General features: G+C 47.9%; 17 protein-coding genes. 11 read left to right on the forward strand and 6 right to left on the reverse strand.

What is annotated here, in order from left to right:
- Positions 1-38 precede the first annotated feature (38 nt).
- From gltB to L4C42_RS11645, 9 genes are all read left to right on the forward strand, one after another.
- Positions 39-4,502 carry a glutamate synthase large subunit gene (gltB, locus tag L4C42_RS11605; protein WP_353497874.1) on the forward strand — a complete coding sequence of 1,488 codons (4,464 nt, stop codon included), beginning with the start codon at positions 39-41 and terminating at the stop codon, positions 4,500-4,502.
- Positions 4,503-4,520: 18 nt separating this feature from the next.
- A complete protein-coding gene (locus L4C42_RS11610) occupies positions 4,521-5,933 on the forward strand; it encodes an FAD-dependent oxidoreductase (protein ID WP_353497873.1) in 1,413 nt (470 codons plus the stop codon).
- A gap of 81 nt (positions 5,934-6,014) precedes the next feature.
- Complete coding sequence (locus L4C42_RS11615; protein WP_353497872.1) at positions 6,015-6,455, forward strand: DUF1499 domain-containing protein; 441 nt, start codon at positions 6,015-6,017, stop codon at positions 6,453-6,455.
- Between the two features lie 86 nt (positions 6,456-6,541).
- A complete protein-coding gene (gene mtnN, locus L4C42_RS11620; RefSeq protein ID WP_353497871.1) occupies positions 6,542-7,237 on the forward strand; it encodes a 5'-methylthioadenosine/S-adenosylhomocysteine nucleosidase in 696 nt (231 codons plus the stop codon).
- A gap of 43 nt (positions 7,238-7,280) precedes the next feature.
- Positions 7,281-8,234, forward strand: a complete 954-nt coding sequence (locus tag L4C42_RS11625; RefSeq protein WP_418641742.1) for a cobalamin biosynthesis family protein — start codon at positions 7,281-7,283, stop codon at positions 8,232-8,234.
- Between the two features lie 3 nt (positions 8,235-8,237).
- Complete coding sequence (gene btuF, locus L4C42_RS11630; RefSeq protein WP_353497869.1) at positions 8,238-9,062, forward strand: vitamin B12 ABC transporter substrate-binding protein BtuF; 825 nt, start codon at positions 8,238-8,240, stop codon at positions 9,060-9,062.
- Between the two features lie 99 nt (positions 9,063-9,161).
- Positions 9,162-9,779: a TRIC cation channel family protein gene (locus L4C42_RS11635; protein ID WP_353497868.1), complete on the forward strand. Its 618-nt coding sequence runs from the start codon at positions 9,162-9,164 to the stop codon at positions 9,777-9,779.
- A 116-nt stretch (positions 9,780-9,895) separates the two neighbouring features.
- Positions 9,896-11,410, forward strand: coding sequence for an ATP-binding cassette domain-containing protein (locus L4C42_RS11640; RefSeq protein WP_353497867.1), 1,515 nt, complete (start codon positions 9,896-9,898; stop codon positions 11,408-11,410).
- A gap of 100 nt (positions 11,411-11,510) precedes the next feature.
- Positions 11,511-12,377, forward strand: a complete 867-nt coding sequence (locus L4C42_RS11645; protein ID WP_353497866.1) for a LysR family transcriptional regulator — start codon at positions 11,511-11,513, stop codon at positions 12,375-12,377.
- Here L4C42_RS11645 and L4C42_RS11650 read toward each other — a convergent pair.
- A complete protein-coding gene (locus tag L4C42_RS11650) occupies positions 12,307-13,086 on the reverse strand; it encodes a TSUP family transporter (protein WP_338163544.1) in 780 nt (259 codons plus the stop codon). The genes L4C42_RS11645 and L4C42_RS11650 overlap by 71 nt on opposite strands.
- A 238-nt stretch (positions 13,087-13,324) precedes the next feature.
- Here L4C42_RS11650 and L4C42_RS11655 point away from each other — a divergent pair, with 238 nt between their 5' ends.
- Together L4C42_RS11655 and L4C42_RS11660 are read left to right on the forward strand one after the other, a co-directional pair.
- Entirely contained in the window at positions 13,325-13,735 is a 411-nt protein-coding gene (locus tag L4C42_RS11655) for a lysozyme inhibitor LprI family protein (RefSeq protein ID WP_353497865.1), read from the forward strand.
- A 13-nt stretch (positions 13,736-13,748) separates the two neighbouring features.
- Positions 13,749-14,360 (forward strand): lysozyme family protein, encoded by a 612-nt coding sequence (locus tag L4C42_RS11660; RefSeq protein WP_353497864.1) that lies wholly within the window; start codon positions 13,749-13,751, stop codon positions 14,358-14,360.
- Positions 14,361-14,459: 99 nt separating this feature from the next.
- Here L4C42_RS11660 and carB read toward each other — a convergent pair whose 3' ends face one another.
- The 5 genes from carB to secA form a co-directional block, all read right to left on the reverse strand.
- A complete protein-coding gene (gene carB, locus L4C42_RS11665; protein ID WP_353497863.1) occupies positions 14,460-17,684 on the reverse strand; it encodes a carbamoyl-phosphate synthase large subunit in 3,225 nt (1,074 codons plus the stop codon).
- 16 nt (positions 17,685-17,700) lie between these two features.
- Positions 17,701-18,858, reverse strand: coding sequence for a glutamine-hydrolyzing carbamoyl-phosphate synthase small subunit (carA, locus tag L4C42_RS11670; protein ID WP_353497862.1), 1,158 nt, complete (start codon positions 18,856-18,858; stop codon positions 17,701-17,703).
- Positions 18,859-19,401: 543 nt separating this feature from the next.
- On the reverse strand, positions 19,402-20,211 hold the full coding sequence (gene dapB, locus L4C42_RS11675) for a 4-hydroxy-tetrahydrodipicolinate reductase (RefSeq protein WP_112459857.1): 810 nt from the start codon (positions 20,209-20,211) through the stop codon (positions 19,402-19,404).
- A gap of 91 nt (positions 20,212-20,302) precedes the next feature.
- On the reverse strand, positions 20,303-20,701 hold the full coding sequence (gene mutT, locus L4C42_RS11680) for an 8-oxo-dGTP diphosphatase MutT (protein WP_353497861.1): 399 nt from the start codon (positions 20,699-20,701) through the stop codon (positions 20,303-20,305).
- A gap of 111 nt (positions 20,702-20,812) precedes the next feature.
- Complete coding sequence (gene secA, locus L4C42_RS11685) at positions 20,813-23,545, reverse strand: preprotein translocase subunit SecA (RefSeq protein ID WP_353497860.1); 2,733 nt, start codon at positions 23,543-23,545, stop codon at positions 20,813-20,815.
- Positions 23,546-24,019 lie beyond the last annotated feature (474 nt).

Genomic DNA, 24,019 nt, shown 5'->3' on the forward strand with positions numbered 1-24,019 from the left:
ACTGTCAGGATGACAGCAAGCTCAAAGGGAGAAAGGCAATGGCTCTTTACGATCCAAGTCTTGTAAAAGACAACTGTGGATTTGGCCTGATTGCGCATATGCAAGGTCAACCCAGTCACAAACTGGTTCGCACCGCAATCTCAGCACTGGACCGCATGACTCACCGTGGCGGCATCAACTCAGATGGAAAAACCGGCGATGGTTGTGGCTTATTACTTCAAAAACCCGATTCATATTTCCGCTTAATTGCAGAAGAAAACCAATGGAACTTGGCTAAGCAATATGCCGTCGGTATGATGTTTCTCTCCAAAGATCCGGTCAAAGCCCAATCTGCAAAAGACATCATCCACCAAGAACTGTCTAAAGAAACGCTGACCATTTCTGGCTGGCGTGACGTGCCAACCAACGAAGACGTACTCGGCCCAATCGCGTTAAGTTCGCTACCCAATATTGTTCAGGTCTTTATCTCGGCACCGGCAGGTTGGCGGGAGCAAGATGTTGAACGACGTCTATACATCGCTAAGCGCCGCATTGAAAAACGCATTACGGAAGATCAAGACTTCTATATTTGTAGTTTATCGACTCAAGTGATCGTCTACAAAGGTCTATGCATGCCGGCCGATCTTCCGCGATTCTACCTCGATCTTGCCGATCTTCGTATGGAATCGTCGATCTGTTTGTTCCACCAGCGTTTCTCTACCAATACTCAGCCCCGTTGGCCATTGGCACAGCCTTTCCGCTACTTAGCGCACAATGGTGAGATCAACACCATTGAAGGCAACCGCCAATGGGCAAAGGCTCGCGCCTACAAATTTGCGTCACCACTCTTACCGGATCTACAAACTGCCGCTCCTTTCGTGAATGAAACGGGCTCAGACTCTTCGAGCCTAGATAACATGCTCGACCTATTCTTATCTGGTGGTATGGATATCTTCCGAGCTATGCGAATGCTGGTTCCGCCAGCATGGCAAAATCACCCAGATATGGATGCAGATCTGCGCGCCTTTTATGACTTCAACTCAAAACACATGGAGCCTTGGGATGGCCCTGCTGGTATCGTCCTTTCCGACGGTCGCTATGCGGCCTGTAACCTTGACCGCAATGGCTTACGCCCAGCACGTTACGTGATTACCAAAGACAACCTTATCACGCTGGCATCTGAAGTCGGTATATGGGATTACGCTCCAGATGAAGTAGCAGAGAAAGGGCGTGTCGGCCCAGGCGAACTGCTGGTTGTCGATACTCAAGAGGGCGAACTGTGGCATTCAGATGACATCGATAACGATCTCAAGAGCCGTCACCCATACCGCGAGTGGATGGAAAACAACGTCCACAAGTTAACGCCATTTAGCGCTCTCGAAGATGACCAAGTTGGCGAGCGCAGCTTTGATGAAACGGTGCTGAAGACCTATCAAAAACAGTTCGCTATGACCAACGAAGAGACCGATCAGGTTCTTCGCGTGCTTGGCGATATGGCTCAAGAAGCGGTTGGCTCCATGGGCGATGATACTCCAATGGCAGTGCTCTCCTCTAAAGAGCGCTTGGTGACTGACTACTTCCGTCAGAAGTTTGCTCAGGTCACCAACCCACCTATCGACCCACTGCGCGAAAAACACGTGATGTCGCTTGCAACCAGTGTCGGTCAAGAGATGAATGTGTTCTGTGAAACCGATGGCCACGCCTACCGTGTGACGTTCGATTCACCAGTACTGCTTTACTCTGATATGCAGCAACTCCTTGAGCTAAGTGACAAGCACTATCGCAACACGATCCTCGATATCAATTACGATCCAAATGAGAAAGATCTCAAACAAGCTCTGCTCGATCTCTGCGATCACGCGGAGACCGTCGTTAAAGAAGGGACGGTTCTGGTGGTGCTTTCCGATCGTGCCCTTGTTAAAGGCAAGTTGCCTATTCCAGCAGCTATGGCGGTTGGCGCGGTACAAACTCGATTGATTGACGCGAACCTTCGCTGCGATGCCAACATTATTGTTGAAACTGCAACCGCTCGTGACCCACATCAGTTTGCGGTTCTGCTTGGATTTGGCGCGACTGCTGTCTACCCTTACCTCGCTTATGAGGCGCTAGGAAAACTTGTTGATGATGGTGCCATTGATAAGAGCTACCGCAATGTGATGCAAAACTATCAGTATGGTATCAACAAGGGTCTGTATAAGATAATGTCAAAGATGGGTATCTCGACCATCGCCTCTTATCGCTGCTCACAGCTGTTTGAGGCGGTTGGTCTGCATCGTGATGTGGTCGACCTGTGCTTTACTGGCGTAACGACACGTATTCAAGGTGCAAGCTTTGAAGACTTCCAACAAGACTTGTTCAACCTATCTCGCAAGGCATGGGCAAAACGCAAACCCGTGGAACATGGCGGCCTGCTTAAATACGTTCACGATGGCGAATATCACGCCTACAACCCTGATGTCGTTGGTACGCTGCAACAAGCGGTGAAATCGGGCGAAGCCTCCGACTACAAGTCGTATGCCAAGCAAGTGAATGACCGCCCTGTCGCGATGCTACGTGACCTGATGCAGTTGAAAAAGGCGGACAACGCGCTGCCACTTGAGCAAATTGAACCTAACACGGAGCTGTTCAAACGCTTTGACTCAGCGGCAATGTCCATTGGCGCATTGAGCCCAGAAGCGCACGAAGCGCTTGCCATGGCAATGAACAAGCTTGGGGGCTATTCCAACTCTGGTGAGGGCGGCGAAGATCCCCGCCGCTTTGGAACTAACCGTAACTCTCGCATTAAGCAGATTGCCTCCGGCCGTTTTGGCGTGACGCCACACTACCTCACCAATGCCGACGTGCTGCAAATCAAAGTTGCGCAAGGGGCGAAACCCGGCGAAGGTGGCCAGCTGCCAGGACATAAAGTCACAGCGGAAATCGCTAAGCTGCGTCACTCAGTACAAGGGGTCACGCTTATTTCCCCACCTCCGCATCACGACATCTACTCTATTGAGGATTTAGCCCAGCTTATCTTCGATTTGAAGCAGGTTAATCCCGACGCGCTGGTATCGGTAAAACTGGTTTCCGAGCCGGGTGTCGGCACGATTGCCACAGGAGTTGCCAAGGCCTATGCCGATCTCATCACCATCTCAGGCTATGATGGTGGCACAGCAGCAAGTCCACTGACATCAGTGAAATACGCGGGTTGTCCTTGGGAACTCGGCCTTGCTGAAACGCAACAAGCTCTAGTGGCCAATAACCTGCGCCATAAGATCCGATTGCAAGTAGATGGGGGTTTAAAAACCGGCTTAGACGTTGTTAAAGCGGCCATCCTTGGTGCTGAAAGTTTCGGTTTCGGCACTGCACCTATGGTCGCGATGGGCTGTAAATTCTTACGAATCTGTCACCTGAACAACTGCGCGACGGGCGTTGCCACGCAAGATGAAACGCTGCGTAAAGAGTACTTCAAAGGTCTACCAGAAATGGTGGTCAACTACTTCACGGGACTTGCCGATGAAGTACGCGAACTGCTCGCTGAACTCGGGGTAGAAAAGCTCACTGACTTAATTGGTCGTACCGATTTATTAGAAGCTGTCGAAGGGATGACCGCGAAGCAATCCAAGCTCGATCTGTCGAACATTCTCGAAGCGCCAGTGTCTCCGCAATCTCATCCACTGTATTGGACTGAGCCAAATCAACCTTTTGATAAAGCAGAGCTTAACCAGAAGATTGTTGAGCAAACCAAAACGGCCGTTGAAAACAGATCCGGAGGCAGTTTCTACTTTGATGTCAGAAACACCGATCGCTCTGTTGGTGCGAGACTTTCTGGCAGTGTGGCTAAGCGCTATGGCAACCAAGGCATGGCGACCAGCCCAATCAAACTCTATCTCGATGGTACTGCAGGCCAATCCCTCGGCGTTTGGAACGCTGGTGGGGTGGAAATCTACCTAACGGGTGATGCCAATGACTATGTCGGTAAAGGCATGGCGGGCGGTAAGCTCGTTATCAAACCACACGTCGGTACTACTTTCACTTGTAACGATGCCACTATCGTCGGTAACACCTGTTTGTACGGCGCAACAGGCGGAAAATTGTATGCAGCAGGTACCGCTGGCGAGCGCTTTGGGGTGCGTAACTCAGGCACTATTGCTGTGATTGAGGGCGCCGGTGACAACGCTTGTGAATACATGACTGGCGGTATTGTCGCCATCCTTGGCGCTACGGGGGTTAACTTTGGCGCAGGTATGACTGGCGGCTTTGCTTATGTGATGGACAGTAACGACGACTTTGAAGGTCGCGTCAACACGGAATCAGTAGAAGCGATTTCGCTGTCTGATTTGTATATCCATCAAGAGCATCTGCGCGGCCTTATTGCTGAGCACCTAGAAGAGACAGGCTCAGTGCACGCCGAACACATTCTGGCGAACTTCGATGAATGGATTCCGAAGTTCTATCTCGTCAAGCCAAAAGCTGCGGATCTTCGCACCTTGCTTGGTCACCAAAGCCGAAGCGCTGCAGAGCTGCGCGTTCAAGCACAGTAATTGGAAGGAGCCAGAATAATGAGCCAGAACGTATACCAATTTATTGATGTGAATCGCGTCGACCCTGCTAAAAAGCCGATTAAGATTCGCAAAATCGAATTCGTGGAAATCTACGAACCCTTCACTAAACAGCAAGCGACGGCTCAAGCCGATCGCTGCCTTGACTGCGGTAACCCATACTGTGAATGGAAATGCCCTGTTCATAACTACATCCCGCAATGGCTAAAGCTCGCCAATGAGGGACGTATCATCGAAGCGGCTGAACTTTCGCACCAAACCAACAGCCTGCCCGAAGTCTGTGGTCGCGTATGTCCGCAAGATCGTCTCTGCGAAGGGTCATGTACCCTGAACGATGACTTTGGTGCCGTCACTATCGGAAACATCGAAAAATACATCACCGACAAAGCCTTCGAGATGGGTTGGAAACCGGACATGTCTCATGTGGAGTGGACGGATAAAAAGGTCGCCATTATCGGTGCGGGACCCGCTGGTCTTGCGGCGGCTGATATTTTAGTGCGCAATGGGGTCAAGCCGGTTGTATTTGATCGCTATCCAGAGATTGGTGGCCTACTTACCTTTGGCATCCCATCATTCAAGCTAGAAAAAGATGTCATGCTCAACCGCCGCCGCATCTTCACTGAGATGGGTGTTGAGTTCCGCCTCAATACCGAAGTCGGCAAAGACGTTGAAATGGCAAGCTTAGTTGAAGATTACGATGCGGTGTTCCTTGGCGTCGGAACTTACAAAAATATGCGAGCAGGTTTAGAGAACGAAGATGCTCCTGGTGTTTTTGATGCCCTGCCGTTTTTGGTTTCCAATACCTATAAGGTAATGGATCTAGGTGAAGAGCAGCCGTTTATTGATATGAAAGGTAAAAAAGTCGTCGTCCTTGGCGGTGGTGATACAGCCATGGACTGTGTGCGCACCTCAATTCGCCAAACGGCGAGCAGCGTTATTTGTGCCTACCGCCGTGATGAAGCCAACATGCCAGGCTCTCGCCGAGAGGTGAAAAACGCTCGCGAGGAAGGCGTTAACTTTATGTTTAACCTTCAGCCGCTTGGTATCGAAGTGGACGCCAACGGCAACGCTTGCGGCGTGAAAGTGGTGAAAACAGCCTTAGGTGAGCCAGATGACGCGGGTCGCCGCCGACCTGAACCTGTGGAAGGCAGTGAGCATGTGCTGGAAGCAGACGCTGTCATCATGGCATTTGGCTTCCAGCCGCATCAAATGTCGTGGTTGGAACCTTATGGCGTCGAACTTGACCAATGGGGCCGCATCAAAGCGCCAGTATCTCAAGAGTTTATGTATCAAACCACTAATAAGAAGATCTTTGCCGGTGGTGACGCCGTGCGAGGCTCAGATTTAGTCGTTACGGCCATTGATGAAGGACGCAAAGCCGCTGAAGGCATACTAGACTTCCTAGAAGTATAGGGTTGCCAGTACATAAACCAAGACTAAGCCCAGCACTACTGCTGGGTTTTTTTAAAGCGCTACATTTTGCAAGGGAACGTTATGACAATAACAAAGCTAATTACCCTCTCTTCTGTCATTTTGCTTACCGCTTGCGGTGCAGGCTATAAGACCACCACAGATCGAACTGAGGAGCCTTGCGGCGATAGTCCGCGCTGCGTCTCCACCCAAGATAGCCGTGAAGAATTTAAACTCGCGCCATTTAAGCTCGCCCCGGATACCAACATCAATCAGATTGAAACCGTAGCGCTTAGTTTCGATAACGCCGAGGTAGCTGCATTCGAAGGCAACTATCTACGCGTGGAATACACCTCAAGTGTGTTTCGGTATGTAGATGATATGGAGGTTAAAATCCAAGACGGTGAGCTACTAGTGCGCTCCGAAGCACGAATTGGCTACTACGATTTCGACGTAAACAGAAAACGAGTTGAAGCGCTTCGCGCTAAGCTCATCGAAACTGGATTAGTCATCGCAAATCCCTAATCGCTCCATCTCGCAAAGGTTGGGAAGCGCGGCGACTGTTGCTATACTGCACGCCAAAATACGTTTTCCAACTTGAGAGACTCTCTATGAAAATCGGCGTAATTGGCGCAATGGAACAAGAAGTGTCCATCCTAAAAGCAGCACTGACGAACCTTGAAGAAACCAAGAAAGGCGGTTGTACCTTCTTTACTGGTCAACTTGACGGTGCAGACATCGTGTTGCTTCAATCAGGTATCGGTAAAGTCGCGGCAGCAGTGGGTACCACGATCCTTCTTAGCGATTACCAGCCAGACGTTGTGATTAACACGGGCTCTGCAGGTGGCTTTGAGTCTTCTCTAAACCTAGGTGATGTGGTTATCTCGACCGAAGTTCGTCACCACGACGCTGACGTAACAGCATTTGGCTACGAGATTGGTCAAATGGCAGGTCAACCAGCAGCGTTCGCCGCGGATCAAAAACTGATGGACGTCGCTGAGCAAGCGCTGGCTCAAATGGAAGACAAGCACGCAGTACGCGGCCTTATCTGTACAGGTGACGAATTCGTATGTCGCCCAGAGCGTCAAGCGGTTATCCGTGCTAACTTCCCTGGCGTTATTGCCGTTGAGATGGAAGCGTCTGCGATTGCGCAAACCTGTCATCAGTTCAACACGCCATTCGTAGTGGTTCGTGCTATTTCTGATGTAGCCGATAAAGAATCACCAATGAGCTTTGAAGAGTTCCTACCCCTAGCAGCGCAAAGCTCGTCGGAGATGGTAGTAAAAATGGTTGAGCTGCTTAAGTAAGCGCGCCTTGTTGTAAACAACATCACGTACAAGGACGACGTAAATGAGCTCTTTTATTGAGAGTTTATATGCCAATGGTGCACTCCTAACGCTCTGGGGTGCACTTTTGTTTCATCTACTTATCCCCATTCCACCCTCGGCACATCCAGTCAGGTTCTGGCAATTATTGCTAAGTCATATAGCGAGCAAGGTTAACTCGCCAAGCGCATTACCTCAACAACAGCAGCTATCGGGAATACTGGCGTTAATGCTACTACTCGTTCCAACCTTGGCCGTGCTAGTCGCACTTCAGACCTTGGTTTGGAAAGCAGAATTCTATCAGCTCGCCCTACTACTGCTCGCGGTTGAGTGGCGAGGCAATGAGCTATTCACACGACGCTTCATAGACGCCTTGGCAAAAGAAGATAAGTCGAGCGCTCGCCATTTGCTTGCATCCAAAGTCAATCGAGAAACGGACGCGCTGTCGTTACTTGGACTTGGAAAGGCTGGCGCGGAAAGCGTTATTGTGGGCTATGCGAGAAACGTCATCGGCGTTTTGTTTTGGTATGGTCTAGCGGGCGGCATAGGCGCACTAATGTATCGTCTTTGTGCAGAGCTCGCTCGCAGCTGGAGTCCAAACAAGCTAGGTTATGCGACCTTTGGTAAACCCGCGGCTTGGCTATTTATGATGATTGACTTTGTGCCGCAAAAACTGTTTTCAATGATGGTTTTACTCGGCCTGCCTACACACGCTATCAAACAAACCCTATCACAAGCGAAAGCTTGGCCAAATGCAGCGACTAACTGGCTCATCTGCGGCTATGCCAACCGCTTTGAACTGGCGTTAGGTGGCCCTGCTATTTATGGTACTGACAAACTACAGCGTGCTCGAGTAGGTGGGAAAATCGCACCCGCGGCCATTCATATCGCTCAAATTCAAAAACACATCGCATGGCGGATCTATGTGTGGTTAATGCTACAAAGCGCTGTGATGTTCATCATCTACCAAGGATTGTAATCAATGAAGAAAACCCTGTTAGGCGTTTTAGCTCTGCTAGCCAGTGGCGTAGCCATTGCCGATACCCAGCGTATTATCAGCCTCGCCCCACACACGACAGAGCTGGCTTATGCCGCTGGTCTTGGCGACAAGCTGATTGCTGTCAGTGAATACAGCGACTACCCAGAGCAAGCAGAAAAGCTTGAACGCGTTGCTAACTATCAGGGCATTAAGTTAGAGCGAATTGTTGCTATAGAGCCTGATCTAATCTTGGCATGGCCAACCGGAAACCCTGCCCGAGAGCTTGAAAAACTAGAGCACCTCGGCTTCAACCTCTATTACTCCAAAGCCAAATCTCTAGAAGGCATTGCCAACAACCTTGAAGCGCTAAGTCAATATGCTGACGATCCTGATATCGGCATCAATGCTGCAAAGCAGTTTCGTGCCAAGCTTGCTGAGTTAAAACAGAAGTACGACACCGAGGATAAGGTGCGTTATTTCTACCAGCTGAGTGAAAAGCCTATCATTACCCTGTCCGATGGTAACTGGCCAAGTGAAGTGTTTGAGTTTTGTGGTGGAGAAAACATCTTCGCAAGTAGCAAAGCGCCCTATCCTCAAGTAAGCCCAGAGCAAGTTATCGTTCGCCAACCTGAGGCTATATTCACTTCTGAGCATGCCATCGCTAACGGCAATATGTGGCAAAAATGGCAGCAAGAACTGCCCGCGGTACAAAACGACCATGTGTGGGCTTTAACCTCAGATTGGCTCAATCGCCCAACCCCAAGAACCTTGCTGGCTGTCACTCAAGTGTGTGAGCACCTACACTGGGTACGAGCACAGAAGAAATGAGACATCGATCACATTCAGGTAAGATTCGCTATCCGCAAACGTTAAATCCCGTAAAATTGGCGTACTTTCCTATTACTTTTCTTCAGTGAGAATATAGCTGTGGATTCCATGCTCTATTTGGTCGACCTTTTTGGTACGGCAGTGTTTGCAATATCGGGAGTGATACTTGCAGGAAGACTTAGGATGGATCCTTTTGGTGTTATGGTGCTAGGCAGTGTAACCGCTATCGGTGGTGGTACTATTCGTGATATGGCGCTTGGTGCAACACCTGTTTTTTGGATAACGGATACAACCTATATCTGGGTAATCATAGTGACCTGTATTGCCACTATGATGCTGGTCAGGCACCCAAGACGACTGCCTTGGTATGTATTGCCTGTCAGCGATGCGATTGGCCTTGCGGTATTTGTCGGCATCGGCGTTGAAAAAGCACTGATCTTTCAAGATTCGTACTTGATTGCAGTGATCATGGGGGTATTAACCGGCTGCGGTGGTGGTATTATTCGTGACGTTCTTGCCCGTGAAGTTCCTATGGTATTGAGGCGCGAGGTGTATGCTACCGCCTGTATTATTGGTGGTGCCTTCCATGTAGGCGCTCTGATGATGGGCGCGTCAACTGGCAGCGCCTTTCTATGCTGCGTAGTGGCCACTCTGGTGATCCGCCTTGGCGCAATTCGTTGGCACCTCTCTTTGCCAACCTTCGCACTCGATAAATAGCCTCAAATAACTGACAGGAGACAACGAATTCTCCTGTCAGCCTCTTCATTTTTCTCTGCCGCTTTAGTATGTTGGTTAAAAGCCACTCACTTTTGTATTCAGACAGGGAAACGTCTATGGATATCTGCTTCAATAATGTCTCGCTAAACCACCCACTGTCACTGTCTGTACCAGAATGGATTATTCGTTCAGGTGAGCACTGGGCGGTATTTGAAACCCATGGCAACGTTGGCAGCCTACTTGGCGATTTACTGTGTGGTGAACTGAAAGCCGATGAAGGGCAACTCCAACAGCCTCACTCTAGCATTGCCCAAGTCTCGCTTGCCGAACAGCAGCGACTATTAGAACTAGAACAAGCTAATGACGACAGTGAGTTTTTAGATCGAATTGATTTTGGACGCACTGTAGAACAATTGGTCTCGGAGTTTTCTGATAACCCTGATGTGATCGAGCAGCTCATCCAAGAGCTAGATTTACTTCATCTTAGAGAACGCGGTTTTAAACAACTCTCAACCGGTGAAACCCGCCGCGTGATGCTAGCGCGAGCACTCGCCAGCGCGCCAAAAGTATTGGTACTCGATGAGCCTTTTGTTGGTCTAGATACTTTGCACCGTAAAATGCTAGCTGACTATCTGAAAGACCTATCCCTACACGTTCAACTGATCATCATTACCTCGCGAGAAGATGAAGTCCCAAGCTGGATGTCGCACGTTGCGATGTTTGAAAAAGGGGCGCTCAAGGAACAGCTCAGCCATACCGAATGGCGCGAGCACCCAATTATTTCACAGCTCTTAGCGCAATCTTCACAGCAAAGTGAACAGTGGCTCGAACTTATCCGTAAACATCAGCATACCGCTAAGTTCGCGGATCCCTTGGTCAACATCACTGACGGTAAGGTGGAGTACGTTGAGCAAAAGATCTTCTCCGGGGTCAATTGGCAAATCAACAATGGCGAACACTGGCAAGTTCGCGGTCCCAATGGCTGCGGCAAAAGTACTTTGCTCGGGATGATTTTTGGTGACCACCCACAATGTTATAGCAACGATATCGAGATTTATGGCATCAAACGCGGCAGCGGCGAGACAGTTTGGGACATCAAGCAGCACACTGGAATGGTGTCTTCATCTTTGCACCTGCAATACCGAGTTAACTGCAATGCCCGTGACGTTTTACTGTCTGGATTCTTTGATTCCATCGGACTTTATGACAAACCAAGCAAAAAGCAAATCAACGCCGCTGATGAATGGTTAACTCTGCTGCACATGTCGCACCTGAAAGATTGCGCATTCAAGTCTTTAGAATACAGTCAGCAGCGTCTGCTACTTATCGCACGTGCCATTATCAAACAGCCGACGATACTGATTTTGGATGAACCTTATCAAGGCCTTGATTTCTTAGGGCGCAAATTGGTTATGAATGCATTAGAGCTTATCGCTAAGGAAAACCTAAGCCAGTTGCTGTACGTCTCGCATTATGTCGAAGATGAGCTAGACAGTATTCACTATTTTGTGGATTTTGTTGAAGCAGGTAATGAGAAGGGCTACCGCGTAGTCATCACCACACCGGAGCTAAAAAGCCAAACGCCTGCTAGCAACACCAATCAAAAGGAAATCTCGTGTCAGGAAAAATAGCCATCGTCTACTTTACTAAAAATGGCACAACGCGACAGTTAGCGCAGAGAATTTTATGCTAACCTAAGGCTATTAATTCCATTTTTTCATCATAATCGTCATGCTTTTAGAAGGTATTGAAACACTGCTGGTGCTTGCTCAAGAGAAAACCATGGGACGTACCGGTAGTCGTCTCTATATCAGCCAATCTGCGGTCAGCAAGCGCATTGCCAATCTAGAAAAGAAACTCGGTAAGACCTTAATTGAGCCGGAAGGAAGGCAAATACGTTTGACGCCAGAGGCAGAGGCGCTCATTGCCCGTGTTGGCCCAAGTTTGAATGAGTTGCGCGGTTTAATTGCCGAAGAACAGCAAGTTGAAACACACTCAATATTAAGACTCGATTGCTCAGAAACCTTAGTTGCAGGCTACTTGAGTGACGTAATGCCGCAGCTACTTGCCAAAGACAGCTATCTCACCGTCACCACCAACCACACGCCCCGTATCATCGAGCATGTCAAATCTGGTGAGGCGGCGGTAGGTCTGTGTGCCGGCCATTTAAACTCGCGGCTTGGATTAGTGACGACGCACCTTTTTGATGAGCCATTCAAGGTAGTGAGTCAGCAGCCCTTAACCGAACCACCAACGAGTCTTATCACCAATGATCTCAACAATCCTGCGAATACATACCAAGCCGGTTTATTACAGCAAGCTGGAATCGCACCAAGCATGCAGATGGACTCGTACACTGCGGCTGCTCAGCTCGCTATCCGAGGAGTGGCACCTGCACTCGTGCCGCTATCCATCATCAAAACCTTACACATAAGTGAGTCACTGTGTTTTGACTTTGATTTTTTGACCACCTTAACGCGCCCAGTTCATGTGATATACCGGCCAAGTGCACTCAAGCAATCGCGCCTTAAAACAGTGATTGAAACCATTGAGGATGCTGTTCCCAAAGTAGCTTTAATGCCATCACCATTGACATAACAACCACCAGCGGACGAATAAACTTCTTTCCCTTAGACACGACAACTTTAGCTCCCATGCGCGCACCTAGGAAACCACCCGCCGCCATCACTAAACCAATTTCCCATACTGGTAGACCTGCAATGATAAAGAAAATCAACGCGGCTAGGTTCGAGGTAAAGTTAAGTACCTTAGTACGCGCGGTCGCATGGACAATCGAGAGCTGAGCAATAGCAACAAAACAGATAGTAAAAATAGAGCCAGTGCCTGGACCAAAGAAGCCATCATAAAAGCCCACACCGGTACCAACAGAAAAAGCAAACAGGGTTTCCGACATCTTAGGTTTGCCACCACCTTCGCCTGCCTGTGGTGCTAATAAGAAATAGAGTGAGATACCCAATAGCAAAACCGGAATAAGACTGGTCAGAACACCCGCATCTATATGCTGTACAAGCTCAGCACCCACAGCCGAGCCAACAAAGGTACAGGCAATCGCCAAGCGCATATCTTTGAGATCAACAATGCCGTTACGAACAAAATACCAAGTAGCCGAAAAACTGCCAAACGAGCTCTGCAGCTTATTGGTCGCCAGTGCCTGAGTGGGTGGCACCCCCGCAGAGAGCAATGCTGGCAACGTCAACAGCCCACCTCCACCCGCCATGGCATCAATAAAACCGGCTAAACCAGCTACAAAAAACAATAAAACAAGAATGTCGTAAGTTACGTCCATGCTATGAGCTCAGAAAGAAATTTTCTAAATTGTATCTGCTTGCTACATAACCACTAGCGAAACGCCCGCAATATAACTATTCCCATTTGGAATAATTCATCTTGTAACTGACTTTTTCGTGTTTTTCAGAAAACCACTCCATGCCTCTCAATGCATAGTCTTCTAGTTGAGAGACCAGCGAAAAATGTGTGTATTGGTTACAAGGCACCGTTCAAAACTAACTAATACAGACAAAACAATGAAAAATATCTATCTCTATTGCTTACTCCTCTTTCCGTGTCTAGCTCTCTCTGATGAGTCCAATAAAGACTATCCAAACGTGCACCTTCAATACAGTCAAAATCATTGCAGCTCAATGCATACCCAGCAAGAAATGAATGAGTGCTCAGAAGTTCAGTATTTAGCAGCGCTAAAAAAGCTAGCTCTTGTTATGTCTGAAATGCTCTCAGAAGAGGCTCAAGACACTAAATACCTGCACCTTCTCCAATCTGCACATACACAATGGAAGCATTCATATCGCATAGATTGTGAGCTGGAAACGATCGATTCTTGGGATGGCAGTGCTTATACCTCTCTTTTGCATGCTTGCTTCGAACTAAAAATCAATGAGCGATTACATTATCTCGAATGGCTACAAAGTAACGTATAGGGAGGGCGATTAAATGAGTGTTAAAAGACCCAAAGTAGGAACATTAACCTTTGACTCAGAGGGCACTGAGCAAGGTCGATATCATAGTCGAAAATTACATGTCCCTAGCCAATACTCCGGTTTGACCATAGGTCGTGGCTACGATTTAAAGACTAAGAAAGCTATCAAGGTACAAAAAGATCTCGTAAACGCTGGACTAAAGGTATCGGAAGCCTTCTTACTTTCTAAAGCAGCAGGTTTGTATGGTTCGCAAGCCAAGAATTTCATCTCTAGTAATTCACTCGCACACTTTGAAATATCTCAAGATCAGCAAGTAAAGCTTTTTCTAATCAGCTATCTCGAAGAAGAAGCAGAAGCGAAACGTCTCTGCTCAAAGCCGGACGTCACCAAAAAATATGGTGATGGCAATTGGGATAAACTTGATCCACGGATCAAAGCGGTCGTTATAGACCTCAAGTTCAGGGGCGACTACACAGGAAGAACTCGTAAGTTTCTACAACAGTACATCGTCCAAAATGATCTCTCTGGTTTTCGAAAAGTAATCGCTAACGAGGCAAACTGGACAGAGCAAAGAGTACCGACAGATCGGTTTCAAAGACGTATTTCTTATCTAGACCTTCATTGATTGGCTCAATAGAGCACAAAAAAGCCCGCTCAAATGAGCGGGCAATGAGGTTGTCTAGGAGGTGATAGCTCACCTCTCTATTCTTGTTGTGCTACGCGATTATGCGTTTTTGATCTGCTCGTGCAGTTCTTGTACTGACGTTACTGCTACTTTCGCATCAGCAGTGTGAGCCATACACGTTGCAAACGCTGCATTTAGCGTTGTTGTGTAGTTCACTTTCTCAGCAAGAGCACCGCGACGTAGAACTTTTGAGTCTTCAATCGATTGACGACCTGCTGTCGTGTTCACGATGTAGGTGTACTCGTTGTTCTTGATGCGGTCTAGGATGTGTGGACGACCTTCGTGTACCTTGTTCACAAGACGAGGGTTGATGCCCGCTTCACCTAGGATTACCGCTGTGCCGTGTGTCGCGTCTAGCTGGTAACCAAGCTTAGTTAGCTTAGAGGCTAAGTCAACGACACGCTGCTTGTCGCCTTCGCGAACAGACAGTAGTGCGCGGCCGCCTTCTGGGTAAACATTGCCACAACCTAGTTCTGCTTTCGAGTAAGCTTCTGCGAACGTTGCGCCAACACCCATAACCTCACCAGTAGAGCGCATTTCTGGGCCTAGTAGTGGGTCAACACCTGGGAACTTGTTGAACGGCAGCACTACTTCTTTAACAGAGTAGTATGGTGGGATGATCTCTTTCGTAAAGCCTTGAGACTCTAGAGATTGACCCGCCATAACACGCGCCGCAATTTTCGCAAGTGGTGCACCTGTTGCTTTAGAAACAAACGGCACTGTACGAGCTGCACGTGGGTTTACTTCGATTAGGTAAACTTTGTTGTTCTTAACCGCAAACTGAGTGTTCATTAGACCGCGTACACCCAACTCGAACGCTAGCTTTTCAACTTGCTCACGCATCACATCTTGGATTTCCGCGCTTAGCGTGTAAGCCGGTAGCGAACATGCTGAGTCACCTGAGTGAACGCCTGCTTGCTCGATGTGCTCCATGATGCCGCCGATAACCACTCGCTCACCGTCACAGATTGCATCAACGTCGACTTCAACTGCATCATCAAGGAAGCTATCTAGAAGTACTGGTGATTCGTTAGACACGCTCACTGCTTCGTTGAAGTAACGACGTAGATCTTGCTCGTCGTATACAATTTCCATCGCACGACCACCTAGTACGTATGAAGGACGTACTACCAGTGGAAAGCCGATTTCACGTGACTTATCAACCGCTTGCTCAAGCGTTGTTACTGTCGCGTTTTCTGGCTGAAGTAGGCCTAGACGGTCTACAGCAACTTGGAAGCGTTCACGGTCTTCTGCACGGTCGATAGCGTCTGGGCTAGTACCAATAATTGGCACACCAGCGGCTTCTAGAGCGCGTGCTAGTTTCAGTGGCGTTTGACCACCGTACTGAACGATAACACCCTTTGGCTTTTCAACGCGTACGATTGACAGTACATCTTCAAGCGTTACAGGTTCGAAGTACAGACGGTCTGACGTGTCGTAGTCCGTTGATACTGTCTCTGGGTTACAGTTAACCATGATGGTTTCGTAACCATCTTCACGCAGTGCAAGAGACGCGTGTACACAACAGTAGTCAAATTCGATACCTTGACCGATACGGTTAGGACCACCGCCCAGAACCATGATCTTGTCTTTGTCGGTTGGCTGTGCTTCACACTCTTCATCGTAAGATGAGTACATGTAAGCCGTGTCTGATGAGAATTCTGCCGCACACGTATCGACGCGCTTGTAAACAGGGTGAATCTCGTACTGGTCACGTAGACGGCGGATTTCGCTTTCAGATACACCTAGTAGAGTCGATAGGCGAGCATCCGCGAAGCCTTTGCGCTTCATCTTGCGAAGTACGTCTTCAGTAAGACCTGCAAAACCACCTGCTTTAACTTCGTTCTCTAGTTTCACAATCTCTTCGATTTGAACTAGGAACCAACGGTCAATTTGCGTTAGGTTGAATACACCGTCCACAGACAAACCGGCACGGAATGCGTCTGCGATGTACCAGATACGCTCCGCACCCGCTTCTTTCAGCTCGTGACGGATTTTAGATAGTGCGTCTGGAGAGTCTAGGTCAACCATCTCGTCAAAGCCGTTCGCGCCAACTTCTAGGCCACGAAGTGCTTTTTGTAGAGATTCTTGTTGGTTACGACCAATCGCCATTACCTCACCAACTGACTTCATCTGAGTTGTTAGACGGTCGTTAGCGCCCGCGAACTTCTCGAAGTTGAAGCGAGGGATCTTAGTCACAACGTAGTCGATAGTTGGTTCGAATGATGCTGGTGTTGCGCCGCCCGTGATGTCGTTCATTAGCTCGTCTAGAGTAAAGCCAACTGCTAGCTTCGCAGCAATCTTCGCGATTGGGAAACCTGTTGCTTTAGACGCTAGCGCAGAAGAGCGAGATACACGTGGGTTCATCTCGATGATAACCATACGGCCATCTTTCGGGTTGATACCAAACTGAACGTTTGAACCACCTGTTTCTACACCGATTTCACGCAGTACCGCTAGAGAAGCGTTACGCATCAACTGGTATTCTTTGTCCGTCAGCGTTTGCGCTGGCGCCACAGTGATTGAGTCACCAGTGTGGATGCCCATTGGGTCAAAGTTTTCAATCGCACAAACGATGATACAGTTGTCCGCTTTGTCACGAACCACTTCCATCTCGTACTCTTTCCAGCCGATTAGCGACTCATCGATAAGAAGCTCGTTGGTTGGAGAAAGGTCTAGACCGCGGCGACAAATCTCTTCGAACTCCTCTTTGTTATACGCGATACCACCACCGGTACCACCCATAGTGAAAGAAGGGCGAATGATACAAGGGAAGCCAACCATATCAAGAACGCCATAAGCTTCTTCCATAGTCTTAGCCGTGTCAGCACGTGGACACTCTAGGCCAATTGACTTCATTGCTTTATCGAAGCGAGAACGGTCTTCTGCTTTATCGATAGCGTCAGCCGTTGCACCGATCATCTCTACGCCAAACTCAGCAAGTACGCCGTGTTTTTCTAAGTCTAGAGCACAGTTAAGTGCAGTCTGACCACCCATCGTAGGGAGTACTGCATCTGGACGCTCTTTCTCGATAATCTTACGAACCACTTCCCACTGGATAGGCTCGATGTAAGTTGCATCTGCCATGTCTGGGTCAGTCATGATAGTTGCAGGGTTCGAGTTCACAAGAATAACTCGGTAACCTTCTTCGCGCAGTGCTTTACACGCTTGAGCGCCTGAGTAGTCAAACTCACAAGCCTGACCAATAACGATTGGGCCAGCACCAAGAATTAGAATACTTTTTAAGTCAGTACGTTTTGGCATTCTCAACTACTCCGAATTACGCTTTGCTTTTCTTGTCTGAGACAAATAGGTTGATTAGGTCGATAAAGTGGTCAAACAATGGCGCTGCATCGTGTGGACCTGGGCTCGCTTCAGGGTGACCCTGGAAGCTGAACGCTGGCTTATCTGTACGGTGGATACCTTGAAGTGTGCCGTCAAACAGAGATTTGTGCGTTGCACGTAGGTTCTCTGGAAGCGTCTCTTCATCCGCAGCAAAGCCGTGATTCTGTGAGGTAATCATTACTACGTCACGGTCTAGGTCTTTAACTGGGTGGTTTGCACCGTGGTGACCAAACTTCATCTTCACTGTTTGCGCACCAGACGCTAGAGCCAAGATTTGGTGACCAAGGCAGATACCAAAGAGTGGTAGGCCTTTGTCTAGGAATACTTTTGTTGCTTCGATAGCGTAAGTACATGGCGCTGGGTCACCAGGACCGTTTGATAGGAATACGCCATCTGGGTTAAGTGCAAGCACGTCTTCAGCAGAAGTTTGCGCTGGAACCACTGTTAGGCGGCAACCGCGGTCAACAAGCATGCGTAGGATGTTGCGTTTTGCACCGAAGTCGTAGGCAACAACATGATATGGCAGCTCGCTGTCGTCTTTCGCTTCAGGAAGACCACCCTCGAGCGTCCACGAACCCTGTTTCCATTGATACGTCTCTTTTGTTGTAACTTCTTTCGCAAGATCCATACCTTTCAAGCCAGGGAATTCTTTCGCTTTAGCGAGTGCTAGCGCTTCATCTAGGTTATCACCTGCAACGATACAACCGTTTTGAGCACCTTTCTCACGTAGAAGACGAGTCAGCTTACGCGTATCGATATCTGCAATACCAACGATGTTTTGAGACTTAAGGTAGTCTGAAAGTGACTGTTCAGTACGGAAGTTAGAAGCGATAAGAGGAAGATCGCGGATCACAAGGCCTTGTGCGTGGATTGCTGAAGACTCTTCGTCTTCTTTATTAGTACCAGTATTACCAATATGAGGGTAAGTAAGGGTAACAATCTGTTGAGAATAGGAAGGATCAGTGAGGATTTCTTGGTACCCCGTCATCGAGGTATTAAAAACAACTTCACCAACGGATAAACCATCTGCTCCAATGGAAACACCGCGGAACACTGTCCCATCTTCTAGGACTAACAGTGCTGATTTACTCAAGACAACCTCCAGAATAAAAATGCATAAATTTTAAATTAAATTGCAGATTTGCCTTCCTCTTCGCTATAAGTAAGCGGTTTTAGGTAGTTCAGACAAATTGGCGGTATTCTAATGATGCCGACGTTTTGTGTCAACAAGCATGGAAAAATAAATCTAATTTTTATAGTCGCTGGCGAATTTTTCGTTTTAAACCGCCAAAAATGTACATTTACAAAGACAAATTCAATCAGTTAACGGCAAGCATAGTTTTTCGATGCAGAAACCCGTCAGCCCACTCCGTTATTTGCAACAACTATTTGCGCAAACGATCGCCAAACAGACAAAACATATAAAAATAGAGGTTTAAGTTAAAAAACGACAAATAATCCCCATAAAAATAAGCAAAAACCACAATTACTGTACAGTTTGCATCCATTTGTGAAAGTTGGGGCGCAAAGTGTTTATAGTAGTTCCGACCATCGTTTCTAGAATATTTATGTATTTGTTGTTTCTAATCACTACCCCAATTTTGGGTATAAAAAAAGCGCCATACTGGCGCTTTTTTTAAATGCTATCTAAGCCGAGCACTTCGGTCATGGTGTAAAAACCAGCAGGCTTGTCGTTGAGCCACACTGCGGCTTTCACTGCACCGTTTGCAAAGGTCATACGATCGGTCGCTTTGTGAGTAATCTCAACACGCTCGCCGATATCTGCAAACATCGCGGTGTGCTCACCGATAATGTCACCGGCCCGAATAGTCGCAAAGCCGATTTCATCACGAGTTCGCTCACCCGTAATACCTTCGCGAGCATAGACTGCCACATCGTTTAGCTCATTACCCATGGCGCCAGCAATCGCTTCACCCATGCCAATCGCAGTGCCAGATGGAGCATCAACCTTATGGCGGTGATGTGCTTCAACAATTTCAATGTCGCAGTAATCACCCATCACTTTCGCTGCTTTCTCTAGCAATTTGAAAACGAGGTTAACACCGACGCTGTAGTTTGGAGCCATAACCACTGGAACCACTTTGGCCGCTTCATCGATAAGTTGTTTCTCTTCATCGCTAAAGCCAGTGGTACCAATCACCATTTTTTTGCCGTGTTGTTTACACAGCTCGAGGTTCGCAAGGGTACTTTTTGGTGCGGTAAAGTCGATAATCACATCGAAGTCTTCAATCGACTTTGTTAAATCGTCTACAAGCGCGACATCAAAACGCCCCTCACCACATAGTTCGCCAACATCAACACCAACGAGTGAAGACTCAGGACGCTCTGAGCCCGCTCCCACGGTCGCTTGTTTGTTGTGAAATGTTGCTTTTACTAGGTTGCGACCCATTCGGCCCGCTGCTCCTGCAATCGCAATTCTTACCATTGCGCTATTCTCCGTTGTTTTGTGTTGCTACCGTTTTTTGTTGCTACCAATGTAACGTAAAGCCTTTGGGGCTGCTAGCACCTAAGGGGATTTAGCTGAATTTTTCTATCACTTTATTCAACACTGGCACGTTGGCTTCTGGGAAGGCATAGTCAGCCAACTCACTGATCATTACCCATCGACCTTCCTGTCCTTCTTTTCCAAACGGAGTACCTTCGAAGGCAGTGACCGAAATAAAGTCAAACTCCAGTGACTTCTCTGGGTAGTCGTGCAGCAGATGCTCAAACACGGTTTGCTCGGTCACTGTGATATCAATCTCTTCGTAAAGCTCACGAATGATAGCCTCGCTAATGGTTTCTCCGGTTTCAACTTTACCACCAGGGAACTCCCAAAAACCGCCTTTATGCAGATTGTCCGGTCTTTTCGTAATGTAGATTTGAGATTTATCTTGATTGAAAATGATTGCGGCAACGATATGAATGCGTTTCACTCTACTTTCCTCATTATTGTTTTTGTTACTCGCGCAGAAGCTATGCATAAAAAAGAAGTTACGCATAAAAAAAGAGCCGCATAGCGCGACTCTTTTCTTCAGCATCGTGTCTTAGTTGATCTTACCATGACATTGCTTATACTTCTTACCGCTTCCACATGGGCATGGTTCGTTGCGGCCTACCTTACGCTCTTCACGCACCATAGGTTGTTGTGAACCATCCTCCGCTTGCTCTGAATTATCGGCTAGCTGATTTTCAGCATTGGCATGCTGCGCTTGCGCTTTTGCCGCTGCCGCTTCGGCTTGAGCTTGGCGCTGAGCTTCCATACGCTCCACTTCTTCTTGCTGCTGTACACGTACTTTAGAAAGAATCGTGATCACGTCAAATTTCAGAGAATCTAGCAGTTGCTCGAACAACTCAAACGACTCACGCTTGTACTCTTGTTTCGGGTTCTTCTGAGCATAACCACGTAGGTGGATACCTTGACGTAGGTGATCCATCGCCGCTAGGTGCTCTTTCCAAAGCGTGTCTAGCGTTTGTAGCATCACAGATTTCTCGAAGTTGCGCAGTACTTGCGCGCCAACCGTCTCTTCTTTCTGCTGGTAAACCGTTACTGCAGTATCCAAGATCTTCTCACGAAGCGCTTCTTCGTAGAGCTTGTCGTCTTCTTCCAACCAAGACTTGATCGGCAGATCAAGGTCAAAGTCATTCTTAAGACGCTCTTGAAGGCCTTCTGTATCCCACATATCTTCTAGCGATTGCGGAGCAATGTATTCATCAATAACAGACGTGAACACATCACTACGGTTCTGCTCTAGCATCTCGCTGATGTCATCAGCAGTCATTAGCTCGTCGCGCAGCTCGTACACTACTTTACGTTGGTCGTTCGCCACATCATCGTATTCAAGAAGCTGTTTACGGATGTCGAAGTTACGACCTTCCACTTTACGCTGTGCTTTTTCTATTGAGCGAGACAGCATCTTACTTTCAATCGCTTCACCTTCATCCATACCGCTTTGGATTAGGCTTGCCATACGATCAGAGGTAAAGATACGCAACAGTTGATCTTCCATCGATAGGTAGAAGCGTGAAGAGCCCGCATCACCCTGACGACCAGAACGACCACGAAGCTGGTTATCGATACGACGAGATTCGTGACGCTCAGTACCGATGATGTGTAGACCACCGGCTTCTAGCACTTGGTCATGAATCACTTTCCATTCCGCTTTAATCGCGTCAATCTGCTCTTGTGATGGGTTGTCTAGCTGCTCAACCTTCGCTTGCCAGCTACCACCTAACACGATATCGGTACCACGGCCTGCCATGTTAGTCGCGATAGTTACCGCGCCTGGCGTACCCGCTTCAGCTACGATTTCCGCTTCTCTTTCGTGGAATTTCGCATTCAGTACGTTGTGTTTGATCTTCGCTTGCTTAAGGGCGTTAGACAATAGCTCTGATTTCTCAATCGATACCGTACCCACTAGGCTTGGCTGACCGTTTGCCGTGCGCTCTTTGATGTCTTCAATGATGGCGTTGAATTTTTCCACTTCTGTACGATAAACCACATCCGGCATATCATTACGAACCATAGGCTTGTTGGTTGGGATAACCACTGTCTCTAGGCCGTAGATAGATTGAAATTCGAATGCTTCAGTATCAGCCGTACCTGTCATGCCTGACAGTTTGTCATATAAACGGAAGAAGTTCTGGAAGGTAATCGATGCCAGCGTTTGGTTCTCGTTTTGGATCTTAACGCCTTCTTTTGCTTCAACGGCTTGGTGAAGGCCTTCAGACCAGCGGCGACCCGGCATAGTACGGCCGGTGTGTTCATCAACGATAACCACTTCACCTTGCTCGTTCACGATATAGTCAACGTTCTTTTCAAACAGTACGTGAGCACGAAGCGCCGCATTCACGTGGTGTAGCAAACTGATGTTAGTTGGCGAGTAGAGAGTGTCGCCCTCTTCCATCATGCCATTCTTGATAAGCAGTTCTTCAACAAATTCCTGACCGGTTTCTGTTAGGTGCACTTGCTTAGACTTCTCGTCCACTGTGTAGTGGCCGTCACCACGATACTCTTCCGAATCTTCTTGATCTTGTTGCTCAAGGTGAGGAATCAAGGTGTTGATGCGAGTGTAAAGATCAGAGCTATCTTCGGCTGGACCAGAGATAATTAGCGGTGTACGCGCTTCATCGATTAAGATCGAGTCCACTTCATCGACAACAGCAAAGAAACGTTCACGTTGAACACGATCTTCAACGCGGAAAGCCATGTTGTCACGTAGATAGTCGAAACCAAACTCGTTGTTTGTTCCGTATAGAATATCTGCTTGGTATGCGTCTTTCTTCTCTTGAGGGTGCATGTTTGGCACGTTAATGCCAACGGTCATACCTAAGAATTCAAACAATGCACGGTTGGTTTCCGCATCACGTTTCGCAAGGTAGTCGTTCACGGTAACAATGTGAACGCCTTTACTTGGTAGAGCGTTTAGGTACGCAGGTAGTGTCGCCGTTAGCGTTTTACCTTCACCAGTACGCATCTCTGCGATTTGGCCAGAGTTAAGAACCATGCCACCGATAAGCTGAACATCGAAGTGACGCATGCCGAATACACGCTTAGATGCTTCACGAACAGTTGCAAATGCTTCTGGCAGGATTTGGTCTAGGTTTTCACCTTTGTCCAAACGCTCACGAAACTCAACCGTTTTCGCTTTTAGTTCTTCGTCAGACAACGCTTCGAACTGCGGCTCGTAGTTATTGATCTGTTTTACGATTTTTCTTAGTCGACGCAGTGTTCTGTCGTTGCGACTACCAATGACCTTTGTCAGTAGGTTACTAATCATTGTGTTTTTGTTCTCTCTACCATTAGATCATTTCGACCTATTAAAATTGCCTTCCGTCTCTACTAAGGCCAAGCGACCTAACTGAGATAAAATCTATACCAACTGATATTGAGTTCAAGCGGCTAGAATTCAAGGCAGACATACCAATTAATGGCACATAGTTTAAGGAATTTTTGACCCAACAACCAAGCATCTATCGAAACTAACCGTAATTAGTTTGATGTGTTTGGAAGTTTTGAAGAATAAACCCGCTATAAGGTGGATATTGTCGCTGAAAAGAACGGCATTTGATAAAGATAGCGCCGCTCAAATTTGCAAACTTAAACTGCGTAAACGCCGCCTACTTTAGTATTTCGCCGAAGTGGTTGAGGTAAATATCGAGGAAAGATCCCTACGATCGGCAAGAGATCGTCGCGATCCTGAAAGTACTTGGCAAGCTTTTGCCACCTAATTGACTCTCAATTTGCGAAAGCG

Source organism: Vibrio wakamikoensis (assembly GCF_050337275.1).
GTDB classification, from domain to species: domain Bacteria; phylum Pseudomonadota; class Gammaproteobacteria; order Enterobacterales; family Vibrionaceae; genus Vibrio; species Vibrio chaetopteri.